Genomic DNA, 24,579 nt, shown 5'->3' with positions numbered 1-24,579 from the left:
CCCGTACCAGTCATTTAACGGTGAGTAAGATAAAGGCTTATCGCAAAATTAACGGTGAATGGAGGGAATAATGATGGAGTCTTCAGAAATTCGCGAGCTTTTTCCAATACTAAACCAGAAAATTTATGGCCATCCTCTGGTTTATTTGGATAGTGCTGCTTAGCCCAAAAACCAATTCATGTGATTGAAGCGGTGAAGCATTAATTATAATTGATAGCCCTTAGCCACGATCATTACACCAAATATGCCGGAAGCAGCAGTGCTATTTAGAAACGAATCAGCAACTACAGCTGTTTAGGACTTAAAACTAGCGAGTGGAGCTACAAAAACTCGGCCTAAAAGGAGGCCGTCTGGAAGGACCTGCTGTTGATGTGTTAGATGATGGTGAGAAGTTCCATATTGGCGTATTGATACAATCCATACAAATGGAGCAGGGTGCAGCCGCTCTGCCGCAATCACAGCCCAGTTAGCAAAAGGTAAATCCGTCTAAGAGGCTGTGGAGGAATCAAAAATCTATTACAGCTGCGTTTCGCCACTCCATTGCATTTAACTTCATTCGGCAGAAGTCTCCCACTTCTGTAAGTGGTGAGATGAATGCATATTTGGTATTTCATTCAGTAAGGGTTCAAACCCCGGCTGAATAAAGTTAAAGTCTCCGGCGGAGCCACAGATTTTCAGAGGAAGCTTATCGAGCGGAGCTCGATAAAATCTGGGCGCAAATACGCCAAGGCGCATTTGATGAGCAACGTCGTCCCCTCTACCATGCCGCCTATCAGAAATAGGGCGAAACAGAAGTCAAGGTAAGAAATTATATAGTCTAAAATCAAGCAAATTGGACAGAGAGAGCTTAGAAGAAGTTAAGGAGGATTGCTAATGAGTCAAGTCAAAATCCTTTCAATCAATGTGAGTAAACCGATACAGGTACAGTTTCATAATCAAGAAGTTTCCACGGGTATATTTAAGACACCTGTACATAAATCTTTATTTTTATCATGTTTGAACTTTGAGGGGGATGGTCAGGCTGATCTTGTTCATCACGGAGGCAAGGAGAAGGCTGTATGCGTTTATCCTTTTGAACATTATCCCTATTGGGAAAATGAATTGAAAAAAAAGCTGGATTACGGTGCTTTTGGAGAAAATTTAACAACCCAAGGATTGTTAGAAACAGACGTTTGCATCGGTGATATATTTGAGCTTGACAATGCAATTGTTCAGGTTAGTCAACCAAGGCAGCCTTGTTACAAATTATCGGTTAAGTACGGTATGCCTGAATTGCCGCTAAAGGTACAGAAATCAGGCTATACGGGCTTTTACTGCCGTGTTCTGAAAGAAGGGATTGTATCCAAGTCAGCTGTTTTTACAAAAATTCACAGTCATACTAATGCTATTACGGTTTCTTTTGCAAACCAGATTATGCATCATGAGAAAGGGAATATCGAAGGGATAAAAAAGATACTCGAAGTAGAAGAACTGTCTCAAAATTGGAGGAAAACATTTTTAAAACGTTTAAAGGGAGACGAGGTTGATTCTCGGGAAAGATTAACTGGTAATAAATGAGAGGTCTATTCATTAATAATATTTTCATTCATAACTAGTTCTCGGGGTCAAACCTATTGCTTTGTCTTTAGCTAAACTTTAAGCACCACCAATGAGGCTGGGACATAACTAAAAAGATCAACCTAAAAGACGAATGATTTATAGAAATTAATAGCTTTAAACAAGAAAATCCGAACTGATTCAATTTCTCCTAGAAGAAATTTGAATCAAAGTTCGGATTTTCCTTTACCTAAAATGCTTCTGTCCCAGCCTCATTGACTTTATGCGCGTGGACTTCTGATAAAATGCAGTAAAATACGATACGAATGTAAAATCATTGCCTATCCCTATGATAATGATAAGAAATAAAGGATTGTTCGTGATAGTTGGTTTCACATACGATATAAATATGTAGTAAAGCTACATAAAATATTCAGGGAGTGGATGAAAAAATGACAAAAGCAGTTTTTTATCATGCTGGGTGCCCAATTTGCGTAGATGCTGAACAAGTTGTGCTTGGATATCTTGATAACTCAAAAATCAGTACCGAAATCGTCCATCTTGGTACAGAACGAAACCGTATTGAAGAAGCAGAGAGAGTTGGGATTAAATCCGTTCCTGCATTGGTTATTGAAGGTGACATCTACCATATCAATTATGGTGCAAGCTTGGAAGATGTAAAAAAAGGGTAATGGCTAGAAAAAGGAGGTGTCGGCAGGGGCACCTCTTTTTGGAGTGAGTTGATTAATCAATAGAGGAGTCAAATTAAACTCTTGGGGAGCGTGACTTTTTTTGATTGGCCAAACTCAATATTTTCGTGATACATGGGTAGAGATTGACATGGACACCCTTTATCAAAATGTACAGGCTATTTGTAATGGACTACCGCTGGGAACGAAATTGTTTGTTGTGGTAAAAGCAAATGCCTATGGACACGGAGATTTTCAAGTAGCAAAAGAAGCCCTGAGAGCGGGCGCTCATGGCCTTGTTGTCGCTTTGCTTGATGAAGCATTGGCCCTTAGGCTGAAAGGGATTCAAGCGCCAATTCTTGTTCTAGGCCTTATCAGGCCAGTGGATGCGGGTGTTGCCGCCAGGCATCATATTTCAGTCTCGGTATTCCAAATAGAGTGGCTCAAAGAAGCCAGCCGGGTGATGGATAGCAGGGATCCGCCGCTCAAAGTCCATATTAAGTGCGATACCGGGATGGGGCGCATTGGACTTAAGCATAAAAATGAACTAAAGGAAGTCGAACGATTCATTCATTATGCGTATTCATTTGAATTAGAGGGGATATTCACCCACTTTTCGACAGCCGACCTAACGTCAGAAAAATATTATCAGCGGCAGTTGGAACTTTTTAAACAATATGTCTCAGTGTTGGAAAAAAAACCGAAATATGTACATGCCGCCAATAGTGCAGGTACCCTTTGCCACAAGAATTCCTTGTTTAATGCGGTCAGGGTAGGGATTGCGATCTACGGTCTTGTCACATCACAGCAAAAAGCTCCGCTTGCGAAAGGGAAACAAGTATTCTCGCTTCACACCAAAATCGTTCATGTGAAAAAAGTTATTCCGAGCGAATATATTGGATATGGGGCAGACTACCAAGCACAGAGTGAGGATTGGGTTGCCACGCTTCCAGTTGGATATGCTGATGGCTGGCTGCGTAAGCTAGAAAGCCAAAGTGTTATTGTAAATGGGCAGCGTGCAAACATTGTTGGAAGGATTTGTATGGATCAGATGATGGTCAAGCTTCCTAATTATTTGCCGATTGGCACTACGGTTACCTTGATTGGCGGCAAAGAATCTGAAGACTTTGTTACAGTAGAAGAAATTGCGGAAAAACTGGGAACGATCAATTACGAGGTAACATGTACGATCAATTTTCGCGTTCCCCGTGTATATAAAAGAGGCTCTCGGCATCTTGAGGTTGAGAATTACTGGATCTCATTTTCCATGTAATGCGGTACAGAGTGATGTGGGCAAGATGTTGTGATTGATGATTCGCACTTAAGAAATGAAAATTGTTCCACCCACAGTATGACATTATTACGATGAAGCTTTGATGAACTTTGGGCTTTGGATCAGCGTTGGCATTTCTGCCATGCAAAAAAATCCTATTGTACGGGATTCCTTCTTGGGCTGTTTCATTTTAACCAGAATGTTAACGGGGCCGTCACGCCCCATTACTGTGAGCTTATACAAAAATATCTTTCTCGCATAGCAACCTTCAAGACTATCTCGAACCTAATCTCTCTTTCGGAGGCTGAAGGTAGTGCACTAGCAGGTCTAATCATAGGAGATACCAATTCAAATCATATTAATTATTGAATTGAACAATCCTTTACTTCAATTTACACTAAATCGGAATACTATGACTTGTTTTGAGAGTAGTCGACTTCACGCTCACCTGCGTATATCATTGTTCATCGTGTTAAGCATGATTACGAAGCGGAAGAAATCTTAGTAAAAGTCTGTTCTTAAGGAAAGACAAAGAATTTTTTCTTTTAAGACGTCGCTTGGTTCCAATCTACCCTAAAAAGGTTGAGTTACTCAGTCTATTTTTTCATCCTTGACCGTACTAATTAAATGTTCCATAAACACACGGCTGGCGGCACATAAATATTTGTTTTTCCTATAAACGACACCAATTTGGGTAGTAAGTATCGGATCTTGGATCGGGATTGTTCGTATTTGCTCATTTTCATGATAATCGAGGTACGGTTTTGGAAGAATGGTAACGCCAACTCCCATGCTGACCAGATTAATAATTGATTCCATCGTTGTCATTTCCATGACCGGCTGTGGTGTAAATTCGAATGAGCGACATTGCTCATTAATAAGCTGCCGTAAAAAGTACGTGTCAGGCAATAAAACAGAAGGGGTATTTTTAATAATGTCAAGTGTTACAAACGGTTCACTGGCAAGGGGATGATCAGCAGGTGCCGCTAGAGCAAGCTCTTCTTTATAGAGCGGGATTGTTTCCAAATCCTCATGTTCCATCGGTAAAAATACGATACCCAAGTCAAGTTCATTTTGGAGAAGTCCTTCGTAAATATCTCCAGTTCGTAGACCAAGAATTGACAGTTCTACATTCGGATAGTTTCGGTTAAAGCTGATAGCAGTCGGCGAAAGCAAGTAATTTACTACTGTGAGAAGTGCACCAATTTTCAATGTACCTCTCTTTAACCCTTGTAGTTCGCTGATAGCAGCTCGCGCCTGCGAAAGTTCATGAAATACATTGTAGCCATGGTGGAGCAACGTTTTACCTGCTTCAGTCATTAGAGTCTTTTTGCCGACACGATCAAACAGGGGGGTTCCGATTTCGTGCTCCAGTAAACGGATTTGTTGGCTTAGGGAGGGTTGGGCGATACCAAGCTTCTCTGCTGCGCGGGTAAAATGGAGTTCCTGACATAGGGTCATAAAGTATTCCAATTGCTTTAATTCCATCTAACTTCCTCCTCGTCCATTTTTGAAAAAATGATAGGTATTTTCTATCATTATATAATGAATCATAAAAAATATCCAATGCATGTTTGATTTAATAAGGTGATTGAAAGGAGAAGGGAATTTAAAATGACCATTTATAGTTGCCATATCTTTGTTGCTGAACATTTCAAGTGTTTTCAATTTATAAGGGGGAATAAGAATGAAACAAGTCTATAACTTCAATGCGGGACCAGCAGCGTTACCTTTAGAAGTCATGCATCAGGTGCAGGACGAACTCCTTGATTTGCAGGGAACTGGTTTATCGATCTTAGAAATATCACACAGAAGCAAGGAATATGAGAATATCAATGAGGAAGCGCAGCAATTGTTGAAAGAACTCCTTAACATTCCTTCTAATTACGAGGTGTTATTTTTGCAGGGAGGTGCGAGTACGCAATTTGCCATGGTGCCCATGAATTTTTTAACTGAAGGACGTATGGCGAGTTATCTGCACAGTGGCACATGGTCTGGAAAAGCGATAGCGGAAGCAAGAAAGGTAGGGGAGACTACGATTGCAGGAAGCTCAGAGTCTGATCATTTTAAAAAGGTTCCTGACCTTTATAAAATTAAACTCAATCCAGAAACAGCATACATTCACCTTACTTCTAATGAAACGATTGCGGGAACCCAATACCAAAATTTTTTAGATACGGGTGAAGTACCGCTTATTGCAGACATGTCCAGTGATATTTTGTCTCGATCTATTGATGTTTCAAACTTTGCACTTATTTATGCCGGCGCTCAGAAAAACTTGGGACCTTCTGGCGTTACGGTTGTGATTGTAAAGCGTGAGCTACTGGAAAGCATTCCTGCAAATATTCCCGATATTATGAATTATCGGATTCACGCAAGCAAACGCTCCCTATTTCATACTCCTCCTGTGTTTGCAGTTTATATTGTAAATCTAATGCTGAAATGGATCCGAAATAACGGCGGGGTAAAAGCTATCGAACAGCGCAATCACCGCAAAGCTAATTTAATTTATAGCACAATCGATCAGAGCGGTGGCTTTTACAACGGATTAGCTCATCCAGAAAGCCGATCGTTGATGAATGTCACATTTAGTATCTTTAATGAGGGTATAGAAAAACACTTTTTACAAGAAGCGGAGCACAATGGTTTTATTGGGGTGAAGGGGCACAGGGATGCAGGCCATCTGAGAGTTTCTATTTATAATGCGGTTACATACGAACAATGCCAAGCATTAACGAATTTTATGTTGGATTTTCAAAAACGTTTTGGATAAGAGAGGAATTCAGCAGTTGTATTGTTAATTCAGATCAGGCAATTAATAGATGGTTTTGCTTGAAGAGATGGATACTGTTTAAACAAGTGAAGAACTTAATATTGTATTGGACATGATAATCTCAATTTGTCTAAACACATTTGGGGTTCCAAATGGAGTGCTAATGTAAAACTATTGCATGATTAGACCAGCATAATATTCTTATAACCCAGGATAGATTAGAAATGTGTGACTAAAGCCAAAATTGATTTTTTCATAGCCAAACAGCATGAAAGAACTGTCGCAAAATTGAAGTTAAATCACCTTAACAATATATTTCACATTATCTAGAAAAACAAGTAATCTATGAACTGAAATTCCAGCCTTTTTATTGCTGGAATTTTGGTTTTATCGGACATTTTTCTTGATGTGGAATGATAGGTAAAACCAATTATTATAAGTAAAATATTCAAATTGAAGTTATAAATGGTAGCAGGTAATATCAAGTTAAAGGTAGTTGACTTTATTTTTGGGAGTATAGCCAAATGGAAAGGCAAAGGTCTGCAAAACCTTCAATTCTGGTTCGAATCCAGATACTCCCTCTTACTAAAATTTCTTTTTAAAGAAACGGGGAAGAAAAATGAATGATTTGTGGATTGTTGACAATCTGAAGCGAATAAGAGAAAGAATGAACTCGGCTTGTCGATCCGTCGGTAGAAAAACTGAGGAAGTGAAGCTACTACTAGCTACGAAAACCGTCCCTGTGGAAAGAATTAAGCAAGCTCTAGATGCCGATGAAACATTGATCGGTGAGAATAAAGTTCAGGAATTGCAGCAAAAATATTCACTACTTCAAAATGATCGGACAGAATGGCATTTCATCGGTCATTTGCAAACGAATAAGGTGAAAAATGTATTAAAGTATGTAACTTGTATTCAGTCGGTTGATCGCTTGAAATTGAGGAGAGCATTACATAAAGAGCTCACAAAAGAGAACAGGCAAATAGACATTCTCGTCCAAGTCAACACTTCATATGAAGAAAGCAAGTTTGGCATTGCTCCTGAAGAAACTTTGAATTTGGTAGAACAGCTTTCTGAACTGAATACATTAAATATTAAGGGTCTGATGACGATAGGGAAACTGACTACTGATAGTAAGGAAACTAGAAAATGTTTTCGTCTGCTAAAGTCAATTCAGCAACAGATTATCCAACAAAATTATCATGGGGTTGAAATGGATATTCTGTCAATGGGCATGTCCGGCGATTTGGAAGTAGCTATAGAGGAAGGAGCAACTATGATTCGTGTAGGGACTGCAATTTTTGGAGAAAGAATCTATCCCAACAGTTATTACTGGAATGAAAGGTTAACCATTTTTCAGAATAATCTAATCAGTAGTTATTGAATCATTAGAAACAAGACAGTTACTATTAGTCAATTAGCTAGAATTGGTAATTTCCTCGAGCCGTAAGGATATGAAAAGGTATAAAAATGTGGATGTTGAAGATGTAATCCGAGTATTTAGAAATAGCGGGATTATACGCCTGATTGATTTTGAATAATTCAGATGTTTTGCTAGTGCTCGGCTCGGGGATAAAATGATTGGTGTGGACCGATCTCTAACAGATTGGAATTATTGTTGTTATCTGTTCAATCTAGCTGTTGATAGAGAACTTCAAAATACGGAGTAGAATGTGAACTAATTATTAAGTTTCGAAAAGAAATTGGGGAAGAAGTCGTACTAATTCTATTAGCCGCACTAAATGTAGATTTGAAAAAAAAAAAGCTAAAGTTTTTTTAATTAGAGTAAAGGGGAGCGATTGTTCAATAAGAGCGGTCGCTCCCCTTATTTGAGAAAGGGAACTTTAATTTAGCAAGGAATTATAAGCGGAGGTTTCAATTGAGTATAGAAAAAGAGCATTTTGATCAATCATTATTGATAACAATAATCGTGAAATACAATTAAAAATTAAATAACTTAAATACTCTTCCATGGTTATATAAAATAAAATTAAACGACTTTATTGAAGGTCTTTTTTTTCAAGCGATGATCTTTTTGGTACAATTAATTACAGGTTTATTCTAAATTTTTTGATAGAAAAGATTTCAGCTGATGGGGTGGAGGAATGAAACAGCGAAAAAGAATGTGGATATATGCCATTGTCAGTATGTTGATCACTATATGCATATCGGGCTTTGGAAGGATGGCCTACGGGATTCTTATGCCGTATATGAGAGACAGTCTTAATCTTTCCTATCAGCAGGCAGGGATGTTGGGGACCTCCACAGCAATCGGTTACCTGGCCATGGTATTGCTTGTGGGGATCATGGCATCCAAATGGGGGTCAAAGCCGCTCGTGGTAATCAGTCTTTTGCTTCTTGCCGGAGGCTGTATGATTTTATTCAATGCAGGGAGCTATGCCGCTTCTCTTATTGGAATGATCATGCTTGGTATCGGAACCGCTTTCGGATATACTCCGCTTGTAAATATTGTCGTTGGATGGTTTCCGAACAACAGGGGGCTGATGATTGGCCTTTTGTTAAGCGGGATGGGACTTGGAACCCTCATCGCAAGCCTGATTGCACCAATTTTTAATCAGTGGTTTGATGATTATGGCTGGCGCTATCTTTGGCTTCTTTTTGGAGCTGGTTCCATCCTGATCACTTTAGTTGCTTTTAGGATTTTAAAAGATCCACCTGTACCTTCGCTCCCAAAAGGGGACCAAGATGTATCCTTATTCAAGGAAGTTTATTTCCATAAAGGTGTTTTGCTTGTCGCTTTTATTTATGGTTTGATTGGCTTTGCCTATTTGATACCTCAAAGCTTCTTTTTCAGCTATATTTTGGAAGCTGGCGTAAATGAAAAACATGCAGGGGACGTAATGGCTTTGGGAGGCGTCATGAGCATATTCAGCGGGCCGGTATGGGGTGCCATTTCCGATAGTATTGGAAGGAAGCTGTCTTTGTGCATCACTATTTTTCTAGGAGGTTCTTCCATTTTGATCCCCATATTCATTCCTGTCTTACTAGGTTTCGTTATAAGCCAGGCGCTTTGGGGATTTACGTTTGTTGGTATGCTTTCTCTTATCCAGGCACTTTCGACCGAGCAGGTCCACCAATCCTATGCTCCAATCGCTTTGGGGTATGTTACCATCTATTTTGCCGGGGGACAAATACTTGGACCGGGCATTGGAGGAATGCTGGCTGACAAGCTGGGCGGAATATCGGCTGCCTTATGGCTATGTGTCAGTCTATTGGCAATGGCCCTTTTACTGGCGCCAAGACTGAAACATGCCGCAGCTGCGGATGATTTTGAAGAGGTGGTGCCGGAAATACCATCAAGATAAAAGACGTTAATATTTTCTTATATTTGAAAAGGAAATCAAATGTAACAAGTTGATTTTGCTTTCTTTACTTTTTTCTTTGATCTGGCTGAAAAATGCGCTAAGAAAACTTTCCCATAATTCACCGACATGTTTTTTTTTGTCGGGGTCTGCTTTTAGGGAATGAATACTGATTGTTATAGCTTTACTTAAATGCTTAAGCGCTTTACTAAGTTCATGGGTTATTTCATTATTTTGGCCACTCAATTGGAATACCTCCCGAGTTTAATTGGCAGCGGGCATTCTTGCAGGAAGTCCGCTGCCATTAATTAGTTACTCCTTTTGTTCCTCATCAATCTGCTGTTTCATTCTTTCAAATTGGGCTTCAGCTACAAGGTCTTCGAATTCTTCACGGGCGTATGCAGTGAGTGTTTTAGTCTTTTCGCCCAGCTTCATTAAACCTTTGATTCCTAAAACAGCTGCAGGGCGCATAAGCTGTAGGGCATTGACTATACCGTTATAAAGAGGATTTGAGTTATCTTGGGCATTGTTGTTTTCTTGATTCATTTTATCTTTCCTCCTTCCTATAAAGGCTAAATGACTGGCTGGAGCGCGGGTTTCGGTTTTCCGTCATTAACATGATTTAAGTGACGCTCGATGGCCGGCTGAATCATTTTTGAAACAGACGGTACTGAACCGGCAACCAACAGAGGAGGCAGCCATTGCCCAAGCGTCAGTGGTGCTGTCTGAAATACGGACGCAAGGGGAGGGATATACATCACTAAGCCCAAAGCAAGCCAGGAGATGCCTAGTCCCATTATAAAGTACTGGTCTTTTTTCCAATCAGCCAACGGTCCGATGGTGCCTTCTTGTCTCCATGAAAATGTTTGTACAAGCTGTCCCGCAACCAATGTGGCAAAAGCCATCGTTTGCGCGATAGCTAAAGGCTTACCGGCTGACAGGCTATATGCAAAGATCCCAACAACACCTGCGGAAAGAAGTAATCCGCGCACTGCAATTTTTTGAAAAAGTGACCTGTCGGCAATATCCTGCTGTTTTGTCAGCAAATTTTTGTTGCCCGGGTTTGCAGCCAGAATCGTTGCCGGAATGGCATCCGTTAACAGGTTCATTAATAATATCTGGATGGGAACCAATGGTATCGGGAGCCCAATCAATACTGCTGTGGTCGTGACTAAAATTTCGGATAGATTCCCGGTTAAAAGACAACCTAATGCTTTTCGGATATTGCCGATGATTGTTCTTCCCTGCTTAATGCCATCCACAATAGAGGCGAAGTCATCCTCTTTCAGCACCATATCCGCAGTTTCTTTTGTTACATCCGTTCCTGCAATCCCCATGGAAACGCCGACATCCGCTTTTTTAATAGCAGGGCTGTCATTCACACCATCACCCGTCATCACGACAATATGGCCGAGCTTTTGGTAGGCGTTGACAATCCGTAATTTTTGCTCAGGGGATACTCTTGCAAAAACAGAGACATCTTTTATTTTTTCTACGAGCTGTTCTTCACTCAGTTGGTCCAGTTCCATTCCGGAAAGAACTTCAGCTGAATCAGTTACGATATTTAATTCCTTGCCAATGGCAAAGGCCGTTATAGGATGGTCACCTGTAATCATAACTGGCTTTACTCCAAGCCTGATCACATCTTGTACACTTTTCTTGACCTCCTGTTTAGGCGGGTCTATCATTCCCGTAAGGCCCACAAAAATTAACTCCTCTTCTTTAACTTGCTCACTTTCATGACCAGATTGGATTGGGCGGTATGCAAAAGCAAGAACCCTTAATGATTGCTCTGCATATTTTTTATTTTGGCTTATGACCCACTCCTTTATTTCTTTTGTTAGAGGGAAAACTTTTCCGTCCTTTTGGTATTGGTTGCATCTATTCATAATTGCCTCGATGGACCCTTTTGTAAATATATAGCAGTCTTTGCCCTGTTTCTCTTCATGGCAAGCTACGCTCATCGTTCCTCTTCCTGAATCAAACGGAATTTCATTATAACGGATCCAATGAACCATATTTGCCTTTGTTTTCCCCGCTTTGGCCCCCAGGCTTAAAAGGGCCCCTTCTGTTGGATCGCCCTGTATTACCCAGCCTTTTGGCGTCTTTTCCAATAGACTGTCATTACAAAGCAACCCTATTTTAAGAAGCTGCTCAAGGTCAGGGTGGTCAGATGCATTTATTTTTTGTTCATCACTGTTTTTGATAGCACCAATTGGCTCATAGCCGCTGCCAGACACTTCCCAATCTTCACCGATGGTGCTGACAGCTTTTACGGTCATTTCATTTTTTGTCAAAGTCCCCGTTTTGTCGGAGCAAATGATTGTTGTTCTTCCCAAAGTCTCCAAGGAAGACAGTTTGCGGATCAGGACATTTTTCTCCAGCATTCTATAAACACCAGCACTTAATGCAATTGTGATAACAATTGGCAGGCCCTGAGGAATGGCTGATGCAGCGAGTGTGACAGAAGTAGCAATAATGTCTAGTATAGGTATTCCGCGTAAAAGTCCGGCAATAAAAACGAAGATGCCCGCTACTACGGCCCCTTTGCAAAAAACTTTAGAAATGGATGTCACCTTTTGCTGCAAAGGAGTCAATTCCTTATCATCGTTGCTAAAAAGAGACATTAAATAGCCGATTTCTGTATGCATCCCTGTTCTGACTACAACTCCGACTGCTTTTCCTCGCGTCACATTCGTACCCAAAAACAACATATTTTTTTGCTCAGCAAGAGGGCAGTCATCTTCCAGCTCATCAGGGCTTTTTTCCACCGGAAGTGATTCTCCGGTCAATGCCGCTTCATTCACTTCCAAATTCCATGCCTCGATTATACGGATATCTGCCGGAATCCGATCACCCGGTTCAAAAGAAACGATATCCCCAGGAACTAATTCGGTTCCGGATAACTCTATTTGTTGACCATTCCGAACAACACGGCACATCGGAGGCTGAAATTGATTTAATGACTCGACAACTCGCTCGGCTTTTTGCTCCTGAACTGCACCAATGAGGGCATTCACAATGAGAACACATGCCATGGCAATCCCGTCAACAATCCCGCCGGTAAAAATGGACAAAAGTGATGCCCCAAGTAAAACAATTGTTGTAAACTCCTTAAATTGTTCCAGCAAAGTTTTCGAAAATGGAGTCCTGCTATTCGTATGCAGTTGATTGTTTCCAAACTGTTTTTTTAATGTTTCAATCTGCTCATTGAATAATCCGTCATCCTTATTCACTGAAAAAGCTGACAGAACCTCATTGACAGGCTGAAAGTGCCAAGCCAGGGTATGACTTTCCTCTGTATGACTGATAGCTGCAGCAACTTCCTGTTGGGCAATCAGTTCAGGATTTTTATCAGGGGCATATTTTTTACTGAAATACATTCCCCGTATCATGAAGATCAGATTGAATGTATCTGCAACGGCATGAATCAAGGGCGCTGAATAGGATAAGGGAAGAGCCAGTAGGCAACCGGCTGCATTCCACATTTTTGCAATTGACAGCTGCTGATCTAATATGTTGTTCATTTTTTTTGCAAACTTCATCAAAGAAGGAAGATCTTTAAAACCTTCAAAAGTTGTAGTCGGAATCGGGCAATTGTTACTTGAATAGTTATGGAAGCTTTCTTTTTTCACTGCTAAGACATCTTTTCCAGCAGTTCTTAAATCATTTATTCGCTTTGCAATCTCTTCTTTGTCCATATACAGCCATTTTAAATCAATCCCGTTTTTCTCCAGTTCTTTCGGGCATATATTCAAGCTGTTCTGAATTACACCGACTTTCCAGCGGCTATCCATGCTTTTTTTCAGGCGAGTAAACGCCTCTGTATAAGAGAGACCGTTTCTTATAAAGTATCCTAGACATTCACCATCTTGAAAGATGTATTGTAAATCGTGACTGTCTCTTTCCCATTTTCTAGCTTCAAACATATATTCATGTTTTGCCAATCCGTTTTCTTTCAAATATTCCATATTTCCCATACAAACATGGTTATTGCTTATTATTCCCTGAATTCCATTGTTTCCTTCTTTTACGTTAAATGCTGTCCGGATGGTTCCGTTCCTTTTGCCGGAAGAATCGATGATTGCGCTCTTCCACGAATGGTGACTTTTTTTCAAAAGTGATGAAGCCAGACACCACAATTTGCTTTCATCATAGGTTTTTGTAACGCACTGAACTTTATCTTGATTCTGCTCCTTAAAAATTTGTGCAGTGTCCTCAAATAATATTGTTTCAGTTTGTACCAATTGGGACAATGACCCATTTTCCGGAATCGCAAACCCGTTTTGCTCTGCAATATATTCGGCGTTGCTCCATGTATATTCATTTGAGAAAGTTACTGGCCTTGGATTTACCGCAAATAATACAGCCAGGAATCGAAGAGGGTCTCTTGTCAGTAATAATGTAGTCCCTGCAAGTAGCATACCGATTTTACTTGTTTTTTCACTATAATTTCTTACTTCGCGAGAGTAGTTCGCATGTTCATTCGAGTTACCGAAAGAAAATACAGGCCGGCCCAGTTTCCAATTAAGGTATTGCAATAGGCCTAATCCTGCCAGCATGACTAAGTTTTCCCGCATAATAGAAATGGCAAAAATACTGGACCCTAGTATAAAGTCACTTTTCTTCTTGTCCTTTACCACCTTTTTAAACCCGTTTCGTAAAAAAGAATATCCAATTAATACAGAAAATCCGGCTGCAGCATAAAAGGATACTGGTGATACGGCCAAAGCTGATTTTCCGGCAATGATCTGTTTGATTCCCAACACACAAAAAGATCCCGCCGAAACAAGCAAAGGAATAGGGACACGGTGTCTTTCGCCAGAGGCCTTGTTAAAAATAATTCCAGATGTTTCCGGATACGATTTATTGATAGTCAGTTTACCAGCAGGTTCGCTCCTGTCTGTTCGCTTTAAATATTCCATTTCATATTTTTCAACAATCTCGATAACTTGATGGGCAGGCATATCAGGTCTAAAGAGGATCAGGGCACGTCCCGAATTGATATTTGGAATGACATTGATAAGACCCTTAGCCATTTTTATCTTTTCTTGTATAAATAGAGCCAGGCTTTCATTACCTTTAAGGCCGGCCACATCGAGGCGAATTCGGCCTGGCAAAATTCTTATAAACCTCTCTTTTAGGTGGTTTTGATACATATATGAACGCCCCTTCTATTATCTATATTTATATGGCTGCTCTAAAAGCCAGGTTAAAAAATATTATGGGGCAGTGCTCTTTTTTTATTCCAGTGAAGGAATGGGAATAACTTTGGAAAGATAGGGGACATTATTTCCTAAAAAGGAGAAAATTTATATGAATAGGCGCACTTTGATTGGGCTGTTTCTTGTTTATGCTTTAACCCTAATCTTTCAATCACCAAATGCAAGAAAAACTTTAAGGCAATGGCTTGTAAAAGGCATGGCATCCATGATCGGGCTCATTGAATCGGCGAAAGCAGAAATGACGGAAAAGAAATCTGCAAACAAAAGCAAAAAGGGACAGCGAAAGATCACTGATTCCTTTAAATATTTAATGGAAGCAGCGGAGGAACAAAATAGAACGATTGATAAAAATGTCAGGAATGTATTGAGCAATGAATACATAAAGACAAGTCTTCAAAGAACAGAGGGAGTTTATAAATAACATAATTTTTTCCATTGGTATTTCAACCTTATGCGGGAACTCTAAAGGGGAAAAAGGAGGGACAGTAAATGCTTCAAGGAGGTTCATTATGGACCGGTTTAATTGCCGGGGCAGTCAACCAGATTCAAGATCATAAAAAACTAAGAAATGGTCATTTGGATAAAAATCAATACACTGCCGGTACTACGAAAAACATGACAGGTACCTTAGGAATCATGGCAGGAGTCGAGTATGGTGCCATGCTAGGGACAGCTATTTTTCCAGGTGTTGGAACAGCAGTGGGTTCCGTGGCAGGAGCCATTGTGGGAGGGCAGTTGGGCCATTCCGTCGGACATCAATTAGGGAATATGGTAAGCAGCCAGATGGTTGTAAATAGGAAAGCTTGACAAAATGAAGGTGACTGTCATTCGGTGACAGTCACCTTCAATATAAAAATTAAAATAACATTTTCCTATCTCATTTTCAAAATTTCTACTGACTTCCGTTGGGAATAAATGATCTCCCGTTCTCTTAAAAAAGCACAATCCGTCGATCATGTTAATGATCCATTGGTACGTAGCATGAGCTTTTTCTTCAGCGGCTATATCCTCATACAAATCAGCGATTGGATCGTCTTTTGTCTTAATAGATATAAATTAAGCACGCCAAATAATATCTACATAGCCATCAGTAAGTATGAGTGAATCAATCAACTGTACAGTTGTAGATTTCGTTTTCTCCTGTTAAGGCTTGTTATGTCAGGGAGTAATAATTCGCCACTTTATTCTTTCCCGTATTCTGTAGATGCTTTTAAATCCTCATCCTCAATTAATCCAATTGAATAAGCTTTAATTTGTCTTTGCATTTGATAGTCAGTCGTTTGGGGCGTTTTCAATTTCTTGAATTTCATTTGATTCATTGTTTTTTGCAATTCTCAATTCGAGTTCCTTTGTAGATGTTTTCGTCATTAATTCGACTTCTTTTATGATTTGTTCTTTTAATTCATCCCACTGTGAGAAAAATGATATTTACCACCATAATTAATGACATAAGAACCACATTTATACCTGTTTTTATCTCCACACAAGCGAACAATGGGGAAAAAGAAAAACAGAAAAAATATGGGCAGTGTGGGAAAAAGCTAATGCGGAGTATTTGAATGAAGATGGTGAAATGAAAGACACTCCGAAAAAGAAAAACTAATAGGTATGTTTTTTTACATTCACAATCTCATTTTACACATTTTTTACATATTAAATTATTGATATATAAGGGTTTGGCCAGGTATAAAGTACGTCCTCCTGGGACGCCATTACATAACAGTTTAAAACTTGATATAACAGGATTTTCTACTGATCTATGAACTATTCGAATATACCAAGCTGACAAGTCCTAATGTCATATTAAACCTTACTGAAGTTGAATTGAGCGGTTTATTGGAACAGGTGGTGGGTGAATACATTCCGATTTTCGAAAAAGTAGGGTTACGTATTCAGAAATCAATTACTGATGAAGATCTACTGGTTATCATGGATGTAGAAGAAATGGTACGTGTATATGATAACCTTTTGATGAACGCCAAAAAATATAGTATAAAACCCTCCTTCATAAAGATCAATCTTGATTCAGATGGCATTAAAGCGTTTTTGTCGATTTCCAATCGGGTAGAGGATCTTCCGGTTGAAGACGTTAATAAATTATTTGAACGTTTTTATCGGGGGGATAGAGCAAGAAGAGAGGATGGAGGGGCAGGTCTTGGACTTGCCATATCAAAAAGAATTGTTGAGATTCATGGCGGAACCTTAACCATAGATTATAAAGGAGAGTGGCTGACCTTTACAATCGGACATAATTTGAAAGAGTAACAGCTTACAGGCCTTATTAGTAAGCTGGTATTAAATTTTTTCGGCACTTCATAATCCATAAAAATTTTGAGGCTTTTTTTAACCTTTTTTGCTTAAGATGAATCTTTTAACAACAGAAGGTAGGGAAGAATGGAAGGAGGGGGAAAATAATTGTAGTTATAAGGCTATACTTATATATTTTCTAAAATGTTGATTTACAATAAAGTTATTTAAAAACGCTATTTTGCCTGAACCCCATTATGTTATTCCACAAAACGGGCGAGATTGTGGAATAACGTGTTTTAAGAAAAATCGATCAAAACAGAGGGGGTGTGAAATTTCTCACTTAACTAAATGGCAGAATAGCTCTATCAGGAAATATGGGATATTATGTTAGATGCATCTAAATAAGACATTCAAATGTTTATTTAAGGGGTGGTAGAATGTTTCCTGTACTTGAAACGAAACGGTTAGTATTAAGGGAATTAGTTGAAAAGGACGCTCAAGTTATATTAAAGTGTTTCTCGAATGATGATGTATTACGTTATTACGGTCAGAAACCTCTAACAAGTATAGAACAGGTAAAACAAATCATTAAAAATTTCGCAGGACAATTCAAAGAAAAAAATGGAATAAAATGGGGCATTGAACTAAAAGAAACCAGTACTATTATAGGGACTATTGGTTTGCAAGAGTGGTCTTTTGAACATAAAAGAGCGAACATAAGCTATGCGTTATTTCCAGAAAATTGGGGCAATGGATATGCTAGTGAAGCTGTTGATAAAGTGATTTCTTATGGGTTTCAAGAACTTGGATTAGAACGTATAGGTGCAGTTGTTTTTGTTGAAAATAAAGCTTCGAGCCATTTATTAATAAAATTAGGATTTACCAAGGAAGGTACGCTAAAAAAGTATATGTACCAAAATGATATACCATTTGATACGGATGTTTACTCTCTGTTAAAGTAAAAAAACAGGTTTAATGAATTTTTAAAAACCAATAATTTAAAATGACTTTAGTTATTGAACTTTCAGAGGCTTTAATGGAATAAGTGTAGATTTGAAAAAGAGCAATAAAGGTATTAGATAAGAAAGCTAAGCTTTTTTAATTAGATTAAAGGGGAGCGATTGTTCAATAAGAGCGGTCGCTTCCCTTATTTGATTAAGGGCGCTTTAATTTAGCAAGGATCATAAAAATGATCAAACTTTTTATAAGAGGATGTTTCAATTGAGTATAGAAAAAGCGTATTTTGATCAATCTTTGTTGGCGTGATTGTGGGACAACCCTGTCAGAATTTAACAACTTTATTATCATTACACAGTTCGATGGAAGGGTTGATATGGAATTAGCATTGTCTTAGCAATAAGAAAATTTAACTATATTGATTGACCTTCCCCTTACGGGAAACATTATATTTAAAGTAATTTATAACAGGAGGTGATTGTTATGCTTTCAATTGGTGAGTTCTCAAAGATCTCACATCTCACTCTGAAGACGCTTCGCTACTATGATGAAATTGGTCTATTAAAGCCCGCTTTCATAGACGCTAAAAATTGCTATCGCTACTATAATATCTCCCAATTAGAAACAGCTTTATTGATTACGCGATTAAAAACCTATTTATTTTCGCTTGAAGAAATCAAGGTTATTTTAGCTAATTGGGAGAATATCGAATTTCTTAACTCTAAAATGAAAGCCAAACAAGAAAATCTAGCACAACAGATAACATTTTATTCTTCACTATTAAAAAAATTAAAGCTTGATATTCAACAGTTAGATGAAGAGGAAAATATTATGGGTTACTTAGATCAGATTGAGATTAAACTTGTGAATCACTTAACCTATAATATAGTATCTCAACGAAAACAAATTAATACCGCAGATTTCCAAACACACTTTAATGAGTTGTTTAGTAAAATTTTGTTTGAAAATTTATTACCTATTGCAAAACCACTTGCTATTTTCCATAGTTCAGAATATGTACCCGAAAATTATGATGTAGAAATTGCAATTCCCCTTGCAGAGGCCACAAATAAAACAAAAGTGTTTAATCCTGGCCTTTGTGCAATGGCTACGCTTATTGGTTCTTACGATGAGTTACCTTCTATTCATACAAAACTACATGTTTGGATTAAAGAAAATAACTATAAACTGAATGGCATTCCGTTTGAAGTTTATCAAACGAATCCCTATAGCACACCAGAAGAGAATAATATCATAGAAGTATATTTTCCCATAAAATGAATAAATGAAGGAGCGTATCAGAATGTATGGTATAAACCAGCCAACGATAAAAGAAAAAATCTTGATTTTAGTTGCTGAGATTATCTATTTAATCATTGCATATTATTTGCTTTTCATTACTTATGACAAATCAGGCATTTCACTAGGGCTTTTTATTGCTTTAATTATTACAGCTTTACGATTAACAGCTATGATGTTTATATGGTTGCCTAGAGGTATTGCATGGCAAGAAGCTATCATGAACAGTATAGCTTTTGGGATTTATTATTTAGGTTTCCCCATTTTAATGATTATGAGTAATCAGGATTCAAATTTAATAATACTTACTATAGGCTGGATATTGTTTATTGGAGGCAGTATGTTAAACACAGTTTCAGAGTTACTTAGAAAACCTTTTAAAGACAATCCTGTAAATCAAGGTAAGCTATATACAGGCGGTTTATTTAAATATGCGATTCATATTAATTATCTTGGGGATTGCCTTTGGGTGCTAGGCTTAGCGCTAATCTCTAACAATATTTATGGTTTGCTTATCCCTCTAGGTCTATTCTTAGTATTTATTTTCGGCTATATTCCAAAATCTGATGATTATTTACAGAACAAGTACGGAGAACAATTTACAGTATATAAACAGAAAACAAAAAAACTAATTCCGTTTATCTGGTAAATCAGTAACAAGCTTTGAGCTTTTCTCAAGTTGTCCTTTACAGAGGGGAAAGTTTATTTTAGATAATTCCAAGGTTTTCTTATTCGCGATTCTGGAGGATCACAATTAGAAAATCATCAAATTTTTTTCAAAATGTATTTATCGCAAAACATGGTTTTATAAGGTACTTTTGGTTAGGCTTAATTATTAACGTTACAGAAGAGAAGAGGAGAAGGTTTTGGAAAGAATGGCAAGATTGGATCGAGTAGGAAATAGCTAATGCAGAGTATTTAAATGAAGATGGTGAGATGGAAGACACCCCGACCAAGAAAAACTAATCGGAGTGTCTTTTTTTACAATTTTCATACATATTTTATACTTATTCAGTAAAGAAGATTATCATATCAACCTTCAAAGGGATATCTAGACTTTCGGGTGTGGGAATCGAGCCCATTAAGACCAGTCAGAAACAGGACTGGTGGTGCCATTTGCCTTCCCCCAATTATAGTTTCAAATTTTCGGAGATTGTTTGATTGGTATTCTTTTTATCATGTCTTAATAAAAAATAAAGAGGTTAAAAAAATTCTATTTTATAAATCCAGGACTTAAAGTAATGATGTAAAATACTAATGAAGAAATCAAAAAATGTAAGGGGGGATTAGTTATGATTGGCTATCTGAATCTTTTTAGTCTTTTACTTGGGGTAATGGCCTGGGTACTCCCTGTTGTTACCCTCACGAGATTTACAAAGCAGAACCATAAAAATTGGGCATCTCTTTCCATTATAAGTCTTAGTGCTTGCGCCATTTCACTATTTTTTCAGATTTTCTATAACTATCATTTAGTTAAGCTAGGGGATTGGTCTGCTTTAATGGACATAACAGGGGCGGTGGCGTTTTTTGCAGCAGTTCTTCTCATTGTTACAGTCATATTAAATGTAATAACCTTGATTTTATATCGTGGCAGAGCATCAAATTAACATATTAATATTTAGGCGCTGAGTTAAGTTGATTAAAGGCTGTCAATACATAAAAAATAGAGTGCATCATTTACATATATCTGGGCAGCAGACATTACTTTCATAAAGGTTAGAAGGAATTAACTTGGTGAAGTATCTTCACGTTTATGTTTAGTGACCTTAAACTGGGTGGGATAATGGTTTTAAAAGGGTGAAGGGTTCCTTCAGTTGGTTTTCTATATGGAGATGAAAAGTCATTTGAAGCACTTGCTTCAAATCCACTTTATTTAAGAGTATTCTAAAACATTCTCCTTACTGTAAAGCTGGATCAGCTTTCAAGGTATGACTAAATATCTCATAATTGAGATTCTTAAATTCGCTATATGTTCATTTCTTTAATAATGATGAAACCAAGTGTTTAAGTTTGTTTCATCGTCCGTACTTTATGCTATAAAGCATTTGTGTGAAATGAATAAGGTTTATAGCTTTTTCACCCAGTAGTCGATATTTATTAGAGAAATATTAGGAATGTAAGAGTCGGTTCATAATAGCACGCTTTTTGAATTTACCTTTCCGACTTCTTATCTTTGAGAGGAACACTTATTTGTGTTCCTCTCTTCTTTTCACAAGATAAATTCTCACAATTTTAAAGAAATGTTAATTAATCCCAAAGGAAAATCGTGTATAAAATGATGAGATTGGTTTATGTTGAACGCAATAATTAGGAATATTTTTGAAAAAGCAAAAGGATGAAATGGTAAACAGATTGCAACTTCTAGGAAGGGGAATCAAGAAAAGTCTGGGCTCCTGATTGATGTTTCTAAGATTCTTGTTTAGAAATTGTTGAAATTCCGGGTATAGAATATATCTAAAAAATAAATCTCTTTCTTAGGGAATATATATGCAGATAAAACATGATTCTTTGGGATTGCATTTTTATTGTATTCTAGGAGGGGCAGAATGCATATTCTAGTATTAGAGGGGCGTTTAGAAGAAAAAGAGTATCTGTGTAATATTTTAAAAAATACAGAGATGTTTAGTAATATTGTGTTTTTTTATGATTCTACAGAGGCTTTAGGATATCTCAAAAAGAATAGGGTTGACGCGATATTTATTGATATTGATATTGAAAAAACTAATCGAATTTATTTTGCAGAGTTTATCAAGTCCTATGATAATTCTGTACAAGTTATTTTCTTATCAAACAATGGTAACCTTGCTGTCAAAGCATTTGATATAAATGCGTTAGATTATATAATAAAACCCATTACCTTAGTGAGATTAAGGAAATCTCTTAACCGTATACTAGCGGCTAATTATAATGATAAAAAGATTCATATTCAATGTTTAGGAAAGCTGCAAATAAACAGGTCGAGTAAGACTCATACAAGTATTAAATGGAGAACAACTAAATCTAAGGAACTATTTTGTTTCTTATTACATAATAACAATCGGTCAATGAGTAAAGAGATGTTAATTGAAAAGCTTTGGCCATATCTATCAGAAAAAGATTCAACCGCATTACTTTATACGACAATATATCATGTGCGTAAAGCCTTATCTTCCATAGGACCGGCGATTAAACTGCTTCGAGAGCTTGGAGGGTATTATTTGCATTTGAGTGAAGCCGATATCGATGTATGGCGCTGGGAGCGTATATTGAATCAATTCCCTACTATTAATATGGACAACCAGGAAATCGTACTTGAAATGGTGAAGAAATATAGACCCTATTTAGAAGATGAAGACTACGTCTGGGCACAATCGGAAAGAGTCCGGCTTCATAATATGTGGTTAAATAATACATATAAACTAATCGAATTCTTCGCCTCTAATAAATGGCACGAACAAGCTATACAACTTTGCTATGATATTCAGGCGATTGATTCAACTGAGCAAAAAAGTCATCAATTTTTGTTGAATATCTATAATGAAATTGGAGATGTAGATAAAGCCATTAAGCAATACGCTAGACTCAAAAAAATTGAAAAGCAATTAATTAAATAGTTTCAATCGCTTAAAAGCATGTAATGACCGTTGAGGTTTCATTACATGCTTTTTCTATTTTATATATTCCAGAATATTAAAACGAAATTTTAAGTTGTTGTAATACAGCTATTTCAGCGAATTAGTTTGTATGTAAAAAGATAATATTATCTTATTTTAAATAGTTTTGTCTTTTGGTGTTTAGAAATGGTTTAACATCATTGGGCATAATTTCAATTGTGGCTGGGAACGCGCTTATCTCTTTGATTCGCTGCTATTTTCATTCGTCAGTGAAAGTCTTTTACGAACGCGAACGGATGAGGGGAGTGACTTATGTCAACTTTTTATAACTAGATTGAATCAATAGTTTGAAATGAAAATTAGTTTTTTACTTTTTCTGGAAAAGTCTAGTAATTAGATAAGCACTTTTAATGCTGAGATTATGCAGCGAATAAAAGAAGCGAGACTTATTTAAAAAAATTATTGAAAGGAAGTAAGCTAGATGAGGAAATCAAAATTAGATTACAAAAAGCGAATGAATAAAAAACAGATGAGCAATTATAAGAAAAAATCTTCTATAGCTGCAGTAGTTTTACTAGCAGCAACACAGACAATTATTCCAGTGAATGCCATGGCTTCACAACCTGAAAAGTCCAATCCTCTCATTCAACCTTTTTCTTCAAGTATTTATGATGAGGAAGTAGATTATAAATATATTAAATATGGACGTCTTGAAGCGAGAAATCATGATGTAAATAAAGCGGAAATAAATCTTACTTACTATACACACTATGTATTAAATATGTCTTCAGCGTTAAAAAATGCGAACTTCAATTTAACTATTGATGAAGATTTAAAGGATCACATTTTAGATGTACGTATTAAAAAAGGGAAGGATTGGATTTCGGCAAAACGTCTGGCAGGAGGAACATATTCCTTTAGTAACAGCGATGTTTTACAAACAGGCCTTATTGGAGTAAACCAACAATTCGATATTAAGATTATTCTTAAAGACGAAATCAAAACCTTAAAAAATGATTTCTATACTGTTGATATTGCTCTCTTTGACAAAAATAATAAAGTTGTGGTTGATACAACGGATAGTACTTATTTTGAAACAAAAGATTCTAAAATTATAAAGGAAGATACTAATTTAGTCACTGGATCTGGGTTTACAGTTACTAATAACAATCCAAAGGGTACAGAAATTACATTGGATTATATGATGCATTATAAGTTAAATGCATTGAAACATAAAAATGGTCAATTCAAGTTTAAGATTGATGAAAAATTACTTCCATTTATAAGTGAAGTATTAATAGAAACAAGAGATGATAAATTCAAAAGTGTTTCCTATGATCAGAATGGGAATTTTAGTTATGCTACTAGCGCGTTAGTTTCTGAAGCACTTATTGGAATACCTCAAGGTTTTTCAATTAAAATCAAGTTAAAGGAAACTGTTGAAAATTTACCTAGTGGAGTATATTTATTTGATGCTTATCAAACAACTGGGGATGGAAAAAACATTCTTGATGGGACGGATAATAGAACTTATTTTTTGCATGAAAATGTAAATGACGACGCTGACGCCGACGCTGATGCTGACGCCGATGCTGACGCCGATGCCGATGCTGACGCCGATGCCGATGCCGAAGCTGATGCTGCCGCCGATGCCGACGCAG

The 24,579-nt window shown here is 37.4% G+C and carries 19 protein-coding genes, 1 tRNA gene and 3 pseudogenes; 18 read left to right on the top strand and 5 right to left on the bottom strand.

Annotation, left to right across the window (positions count from 1 at the left end; all coding sequences use genetic code 11):
• Window positions 1–73: 73 nt before the first annotated feature.
• The 5 genes and pseudogenes from H9631_RS22460 to alr all read left to right on the top strand — a co-directional run.
• Window positions 74–198, top strand: a pseudogene (locus tag H9631_RS22460) (cysteine desulfurase); the annotation flags it as partial.
• A 208-nt stretch (window positions 199–406) separates the two neighbouring features.
• Entirely contained in the window at window positions 407–490 is an 84-nt protein-coding gene (locus H9631_RS22925) for a hypothetical protein (protein WP_404801757.1), read from the top strand.
• Between the two features lie 383 nt (window positions 491–873).
• Window positions 874–1,557 carry an MOSC domain-containing protein gene (locus H9631_RS18150; protein ID WP_191815331.1) on the top strand — a complete coding sequence of 228 codons (684 nt, stop codon included), beginning with the start codon at window positions 874–876 and terminating at the stop codon, window positions 1,555–1,557.
• Between the two features lie 431 nt (window positions 1,558–1,988).
• On the top strand, window positions 1,989–2,228 hold the full coding sequence (locus H9631_RS18145; RefSeq protein ID WP_191815329.1) for a thioredoxin family protein: 240 nt from the start codon (window positions 1,989–1,991) through the stop codon (window positions 2,226–2,228).
• Between the two features lie 100 nt (window positions 2,229–2,328).
• The gene (gene alr, locus H9631_RS18140) at window positions 2,329–3,498 is read left to right on the top strand and encodes an alanine racemase (RefSeq protein WP_191815326.1); all 1,170 of its coding nucleotides are present in this window, start codon (window positions 2,329–2,331) and stop codon (window positions 3,496–3,498) included.
• 591 nt (window positions 3,499–4,089) lie between these two features.
• Here the strand turns inward: alr and H9631_RS18135 are convergent.
• Entirely contained in the window at window positions 4,090–4,986 is an 897-nt protein-coding gene (locus H9631_RS18135; protein ID WP_191815324.1) for a LysR family transcriptional regulator, read from the bottom strand.
• Between the two features lie 199 nt (window positions 4,987–5,185).
• On the opposite strand from H9631_RS18135, the gene serC reads away from it, so the two are divergent.
• The 4 genes from serC (at window position 5,186) to H9631_RS18115 (ending at window position 9,597) form a co-directional block, all read left to right on the top strand.
• Window positions 5,186–6,271 (top strand): 3-phosphoserine/phosphohydroxythreonine transaminase, encoded by a 1,086-nt coding sequence (gene serC, locus H9631_RS18130; RefSeq protein WP_191815322.1) that lies wholly within the window; start codon window positions 5,186–5,188, stop codon window positions 6,269–6,271.
• A 510-nt stretch (window positions 6,272–6,781) separates the two neighbouring features.
• Window positions 6,782–6,852 (top strand) — tRNA-Cys (locus H9631_RS18125).
• 38 nt (window positions 6,853–6,890) lie between these two features.
• Window positions 6,891–7,655 (top strand): YggS family pyridoxal phosphate-dependent enzyme, encoded by a 765-nt coding sequence (locus H9631_RS18120; protein ID WP_191815320.1) that lies wholly within the window; start codon window positions 6,891–6,893, stop codon window positions 7,653–7,655.
• 721 nt (window positions 7,656–8,376) lie between these two features.
• A complete protein-coding gene (locus H9631_RS18115) occupies window positions 8,377–9,597 on the top strand; it encodes an MFS transporter (RefSeq protein WP_191815318.1) in 1,221 nt (406 codons plus the stop codon).
• Window positions 9,598–9,603: 6 nt separating this feature from the next.
• Here H9631_RS18115 and H9631_RS18110 read toward each other — a convergent pair whose 3' ends face one another.
• The 3 genes from H9631_RS18110 to H9631_RS18100 form a co-directional block, all read right to left on the bottom strand.
• The gene (locus H9631_RS18110; RefSeq protein ID WP_191815316.1) at window positions 9,604–9,840 is read right to left on the bottom strand and encodes a hypothetical protein; all 237 of its coding nucleotides are present in this window, start codon (window positions 9,838–9,840) and stop codon (window positions 9,604–9,606) included.
• Window positions 9,841–9,906: 66 nt separating this feature from the next.
• A complete protein-coding gene (locus H9631_RS18105) occupies window positions 9,907–10,140 on the bottom strand; it encodes a hypothetical protein (protein WP_191815314.1) in 234 nt (77 codons plus the stop codon).
• A gap of 26 nt (window positions 10,141–10,166) precedes the next feature.
• Complete coding sequence (locus tag H9631_RS18100) at window positions 10,167–14,753, bottom strand: cation-translocating P-type ATPase (protein ID WP_191815312.1); 4,587 nt, start codon at window positions 14,751–14,753, stop codon at window positions 10,167–10,169.
• 157 nt (window positions 14,754–14,910) lie between these two features.
• Here H9631_RS18100 and H9631_RS18095 point away from each other — a divergent pair, with 157 nt between their 5' ends.
• Both H9631_RS18095 and H9631_RS18090 read left to right on the top strand, forming a co-directional pair.
• Window positions 14,911–15,240, top strand: coding sequence for a hypothetical protein (locus tag H9631_RS18095; protein ID WP_191815310.1), 330 nt, complete (start codon window positions 14,911–14,913; stop codon window positions 15,238–15,240).
• Between the two features lie 68 nt (window positions 15,241–15,308).
• Entirely contained in the window at window positions 15,309–15,626 is a 318-nt protein-coding gene (locus tag H9631_RS18090) for a hypothetical protein (RefSeq protein ID WP_191815308.1), read from the top strand.
• Window positions 15,627–15,691: 65 nt separating this feature from the next.
• On the opposite strand, the pseudogene H9631_RS18085 reads toward H9631_RS18090, so the two are convergent.
• Window positions 15,692–15,866 (bottom strand): annotated as a pseudogene (locus tag H9631_RS18085) (manganese catalase family protein); the annotation flags it as partial.
• A gap of 705 nt (window positions 15,867–16,571) precedes the next feature.
• Between H9631_RS18085 and H9631_RS18080 the strand changes: the two are divergent.
• The 7 genes and pseudogenes from H9631_RS18080 to H9631_RS18050 form a co-directional block, all read left to right on the top strand.
• Window positions 16,572–17,084: pseudogene (locus tag H9631_RS18080) on the top strand (sensor histidine kinase); the annotation flags it as partial.
• A 422-nt stretch (window positions 17,085–17,506) separates the two neighbouring features.
• Window positions 17,507–18,031, top strand: a complete 525-nt coding sequence (locus H9631_RS18075; RefSeq protein ID WP_191815306.1) for a GNAT family N-acetyltransferase — start codon at window positions 17,507–17,509, stop codon at window positions 18,029–18,031.
• A 478-nt stretch (window positions 18,032–18,509) separates the two neighbouring features.
• On the top strand, window positions 18,510–19,307 hold the full coding sequence (locus H9631_RS18070) for a MerR family transcriptional regulator (protein WP_191815304.1): 798 nt from the start codon (window positions 18,510–18,512) through the stop codon (window positions 19,305–19,307).
• 22 nt (window positions 19,308–19,329) lie between these two features.
• Window positions 19,330–19,974, top strand: a complete 645-nt coding sequence (locus H9631_RS18065) for a methyltransferase family protein (RefSeq protein WP_191815303.1) — start codon at window positions 19,330–19,332, stop codon at window positions 19,972–19,974.
• Between the two features lie 643 nt (window positions 19,975–20,617).
• The gene (locus H9631_RS18060) at window positions 20,618–20,932 is read left to right on the top strand and encodes a hypothetical protein (RefSeq protein WP_191815301.1); all 315 of its coding nucleotides are present in this window, start codon (window positions 20,618–20,620) and stop codon (window positions 20,930–20,932) included.
• Window positions 20,933–21,871: 939 nt separating this feature from the next.
• A complete protein-coding gene (locus H9631_RS18055; protein WP_191815299.1) occupies window positions 21,872–22,918 on the top strand; it encodes a response regulator in 1,047 nt (348 codons plus the stop codon).
• A gap of 481 nt (window positions 22,919–23,399) precedes the next feature.
• On the top strand, window positions 23,400–24,579 hold a 1,180-nt coding region (locus H9631_RS18050), incomplete at its 3' end, for a hypothetical protein (protein WP_191815297.1).

The sequence above is a fragment of the Bacillus norwichensis genome (assembly GCF_014836955.1).
GTDB lineage: Bacteria > Bacillota > Bacilli > Bacillales > Bacillaceae_C > Siminovitchia > Siminovitchia norwichensis.
The sequence above is the reverse complement of the archived record's forward strand: the minus strand, read 5'-3'. Positions and strand labels throughout refer to the sequence as shown.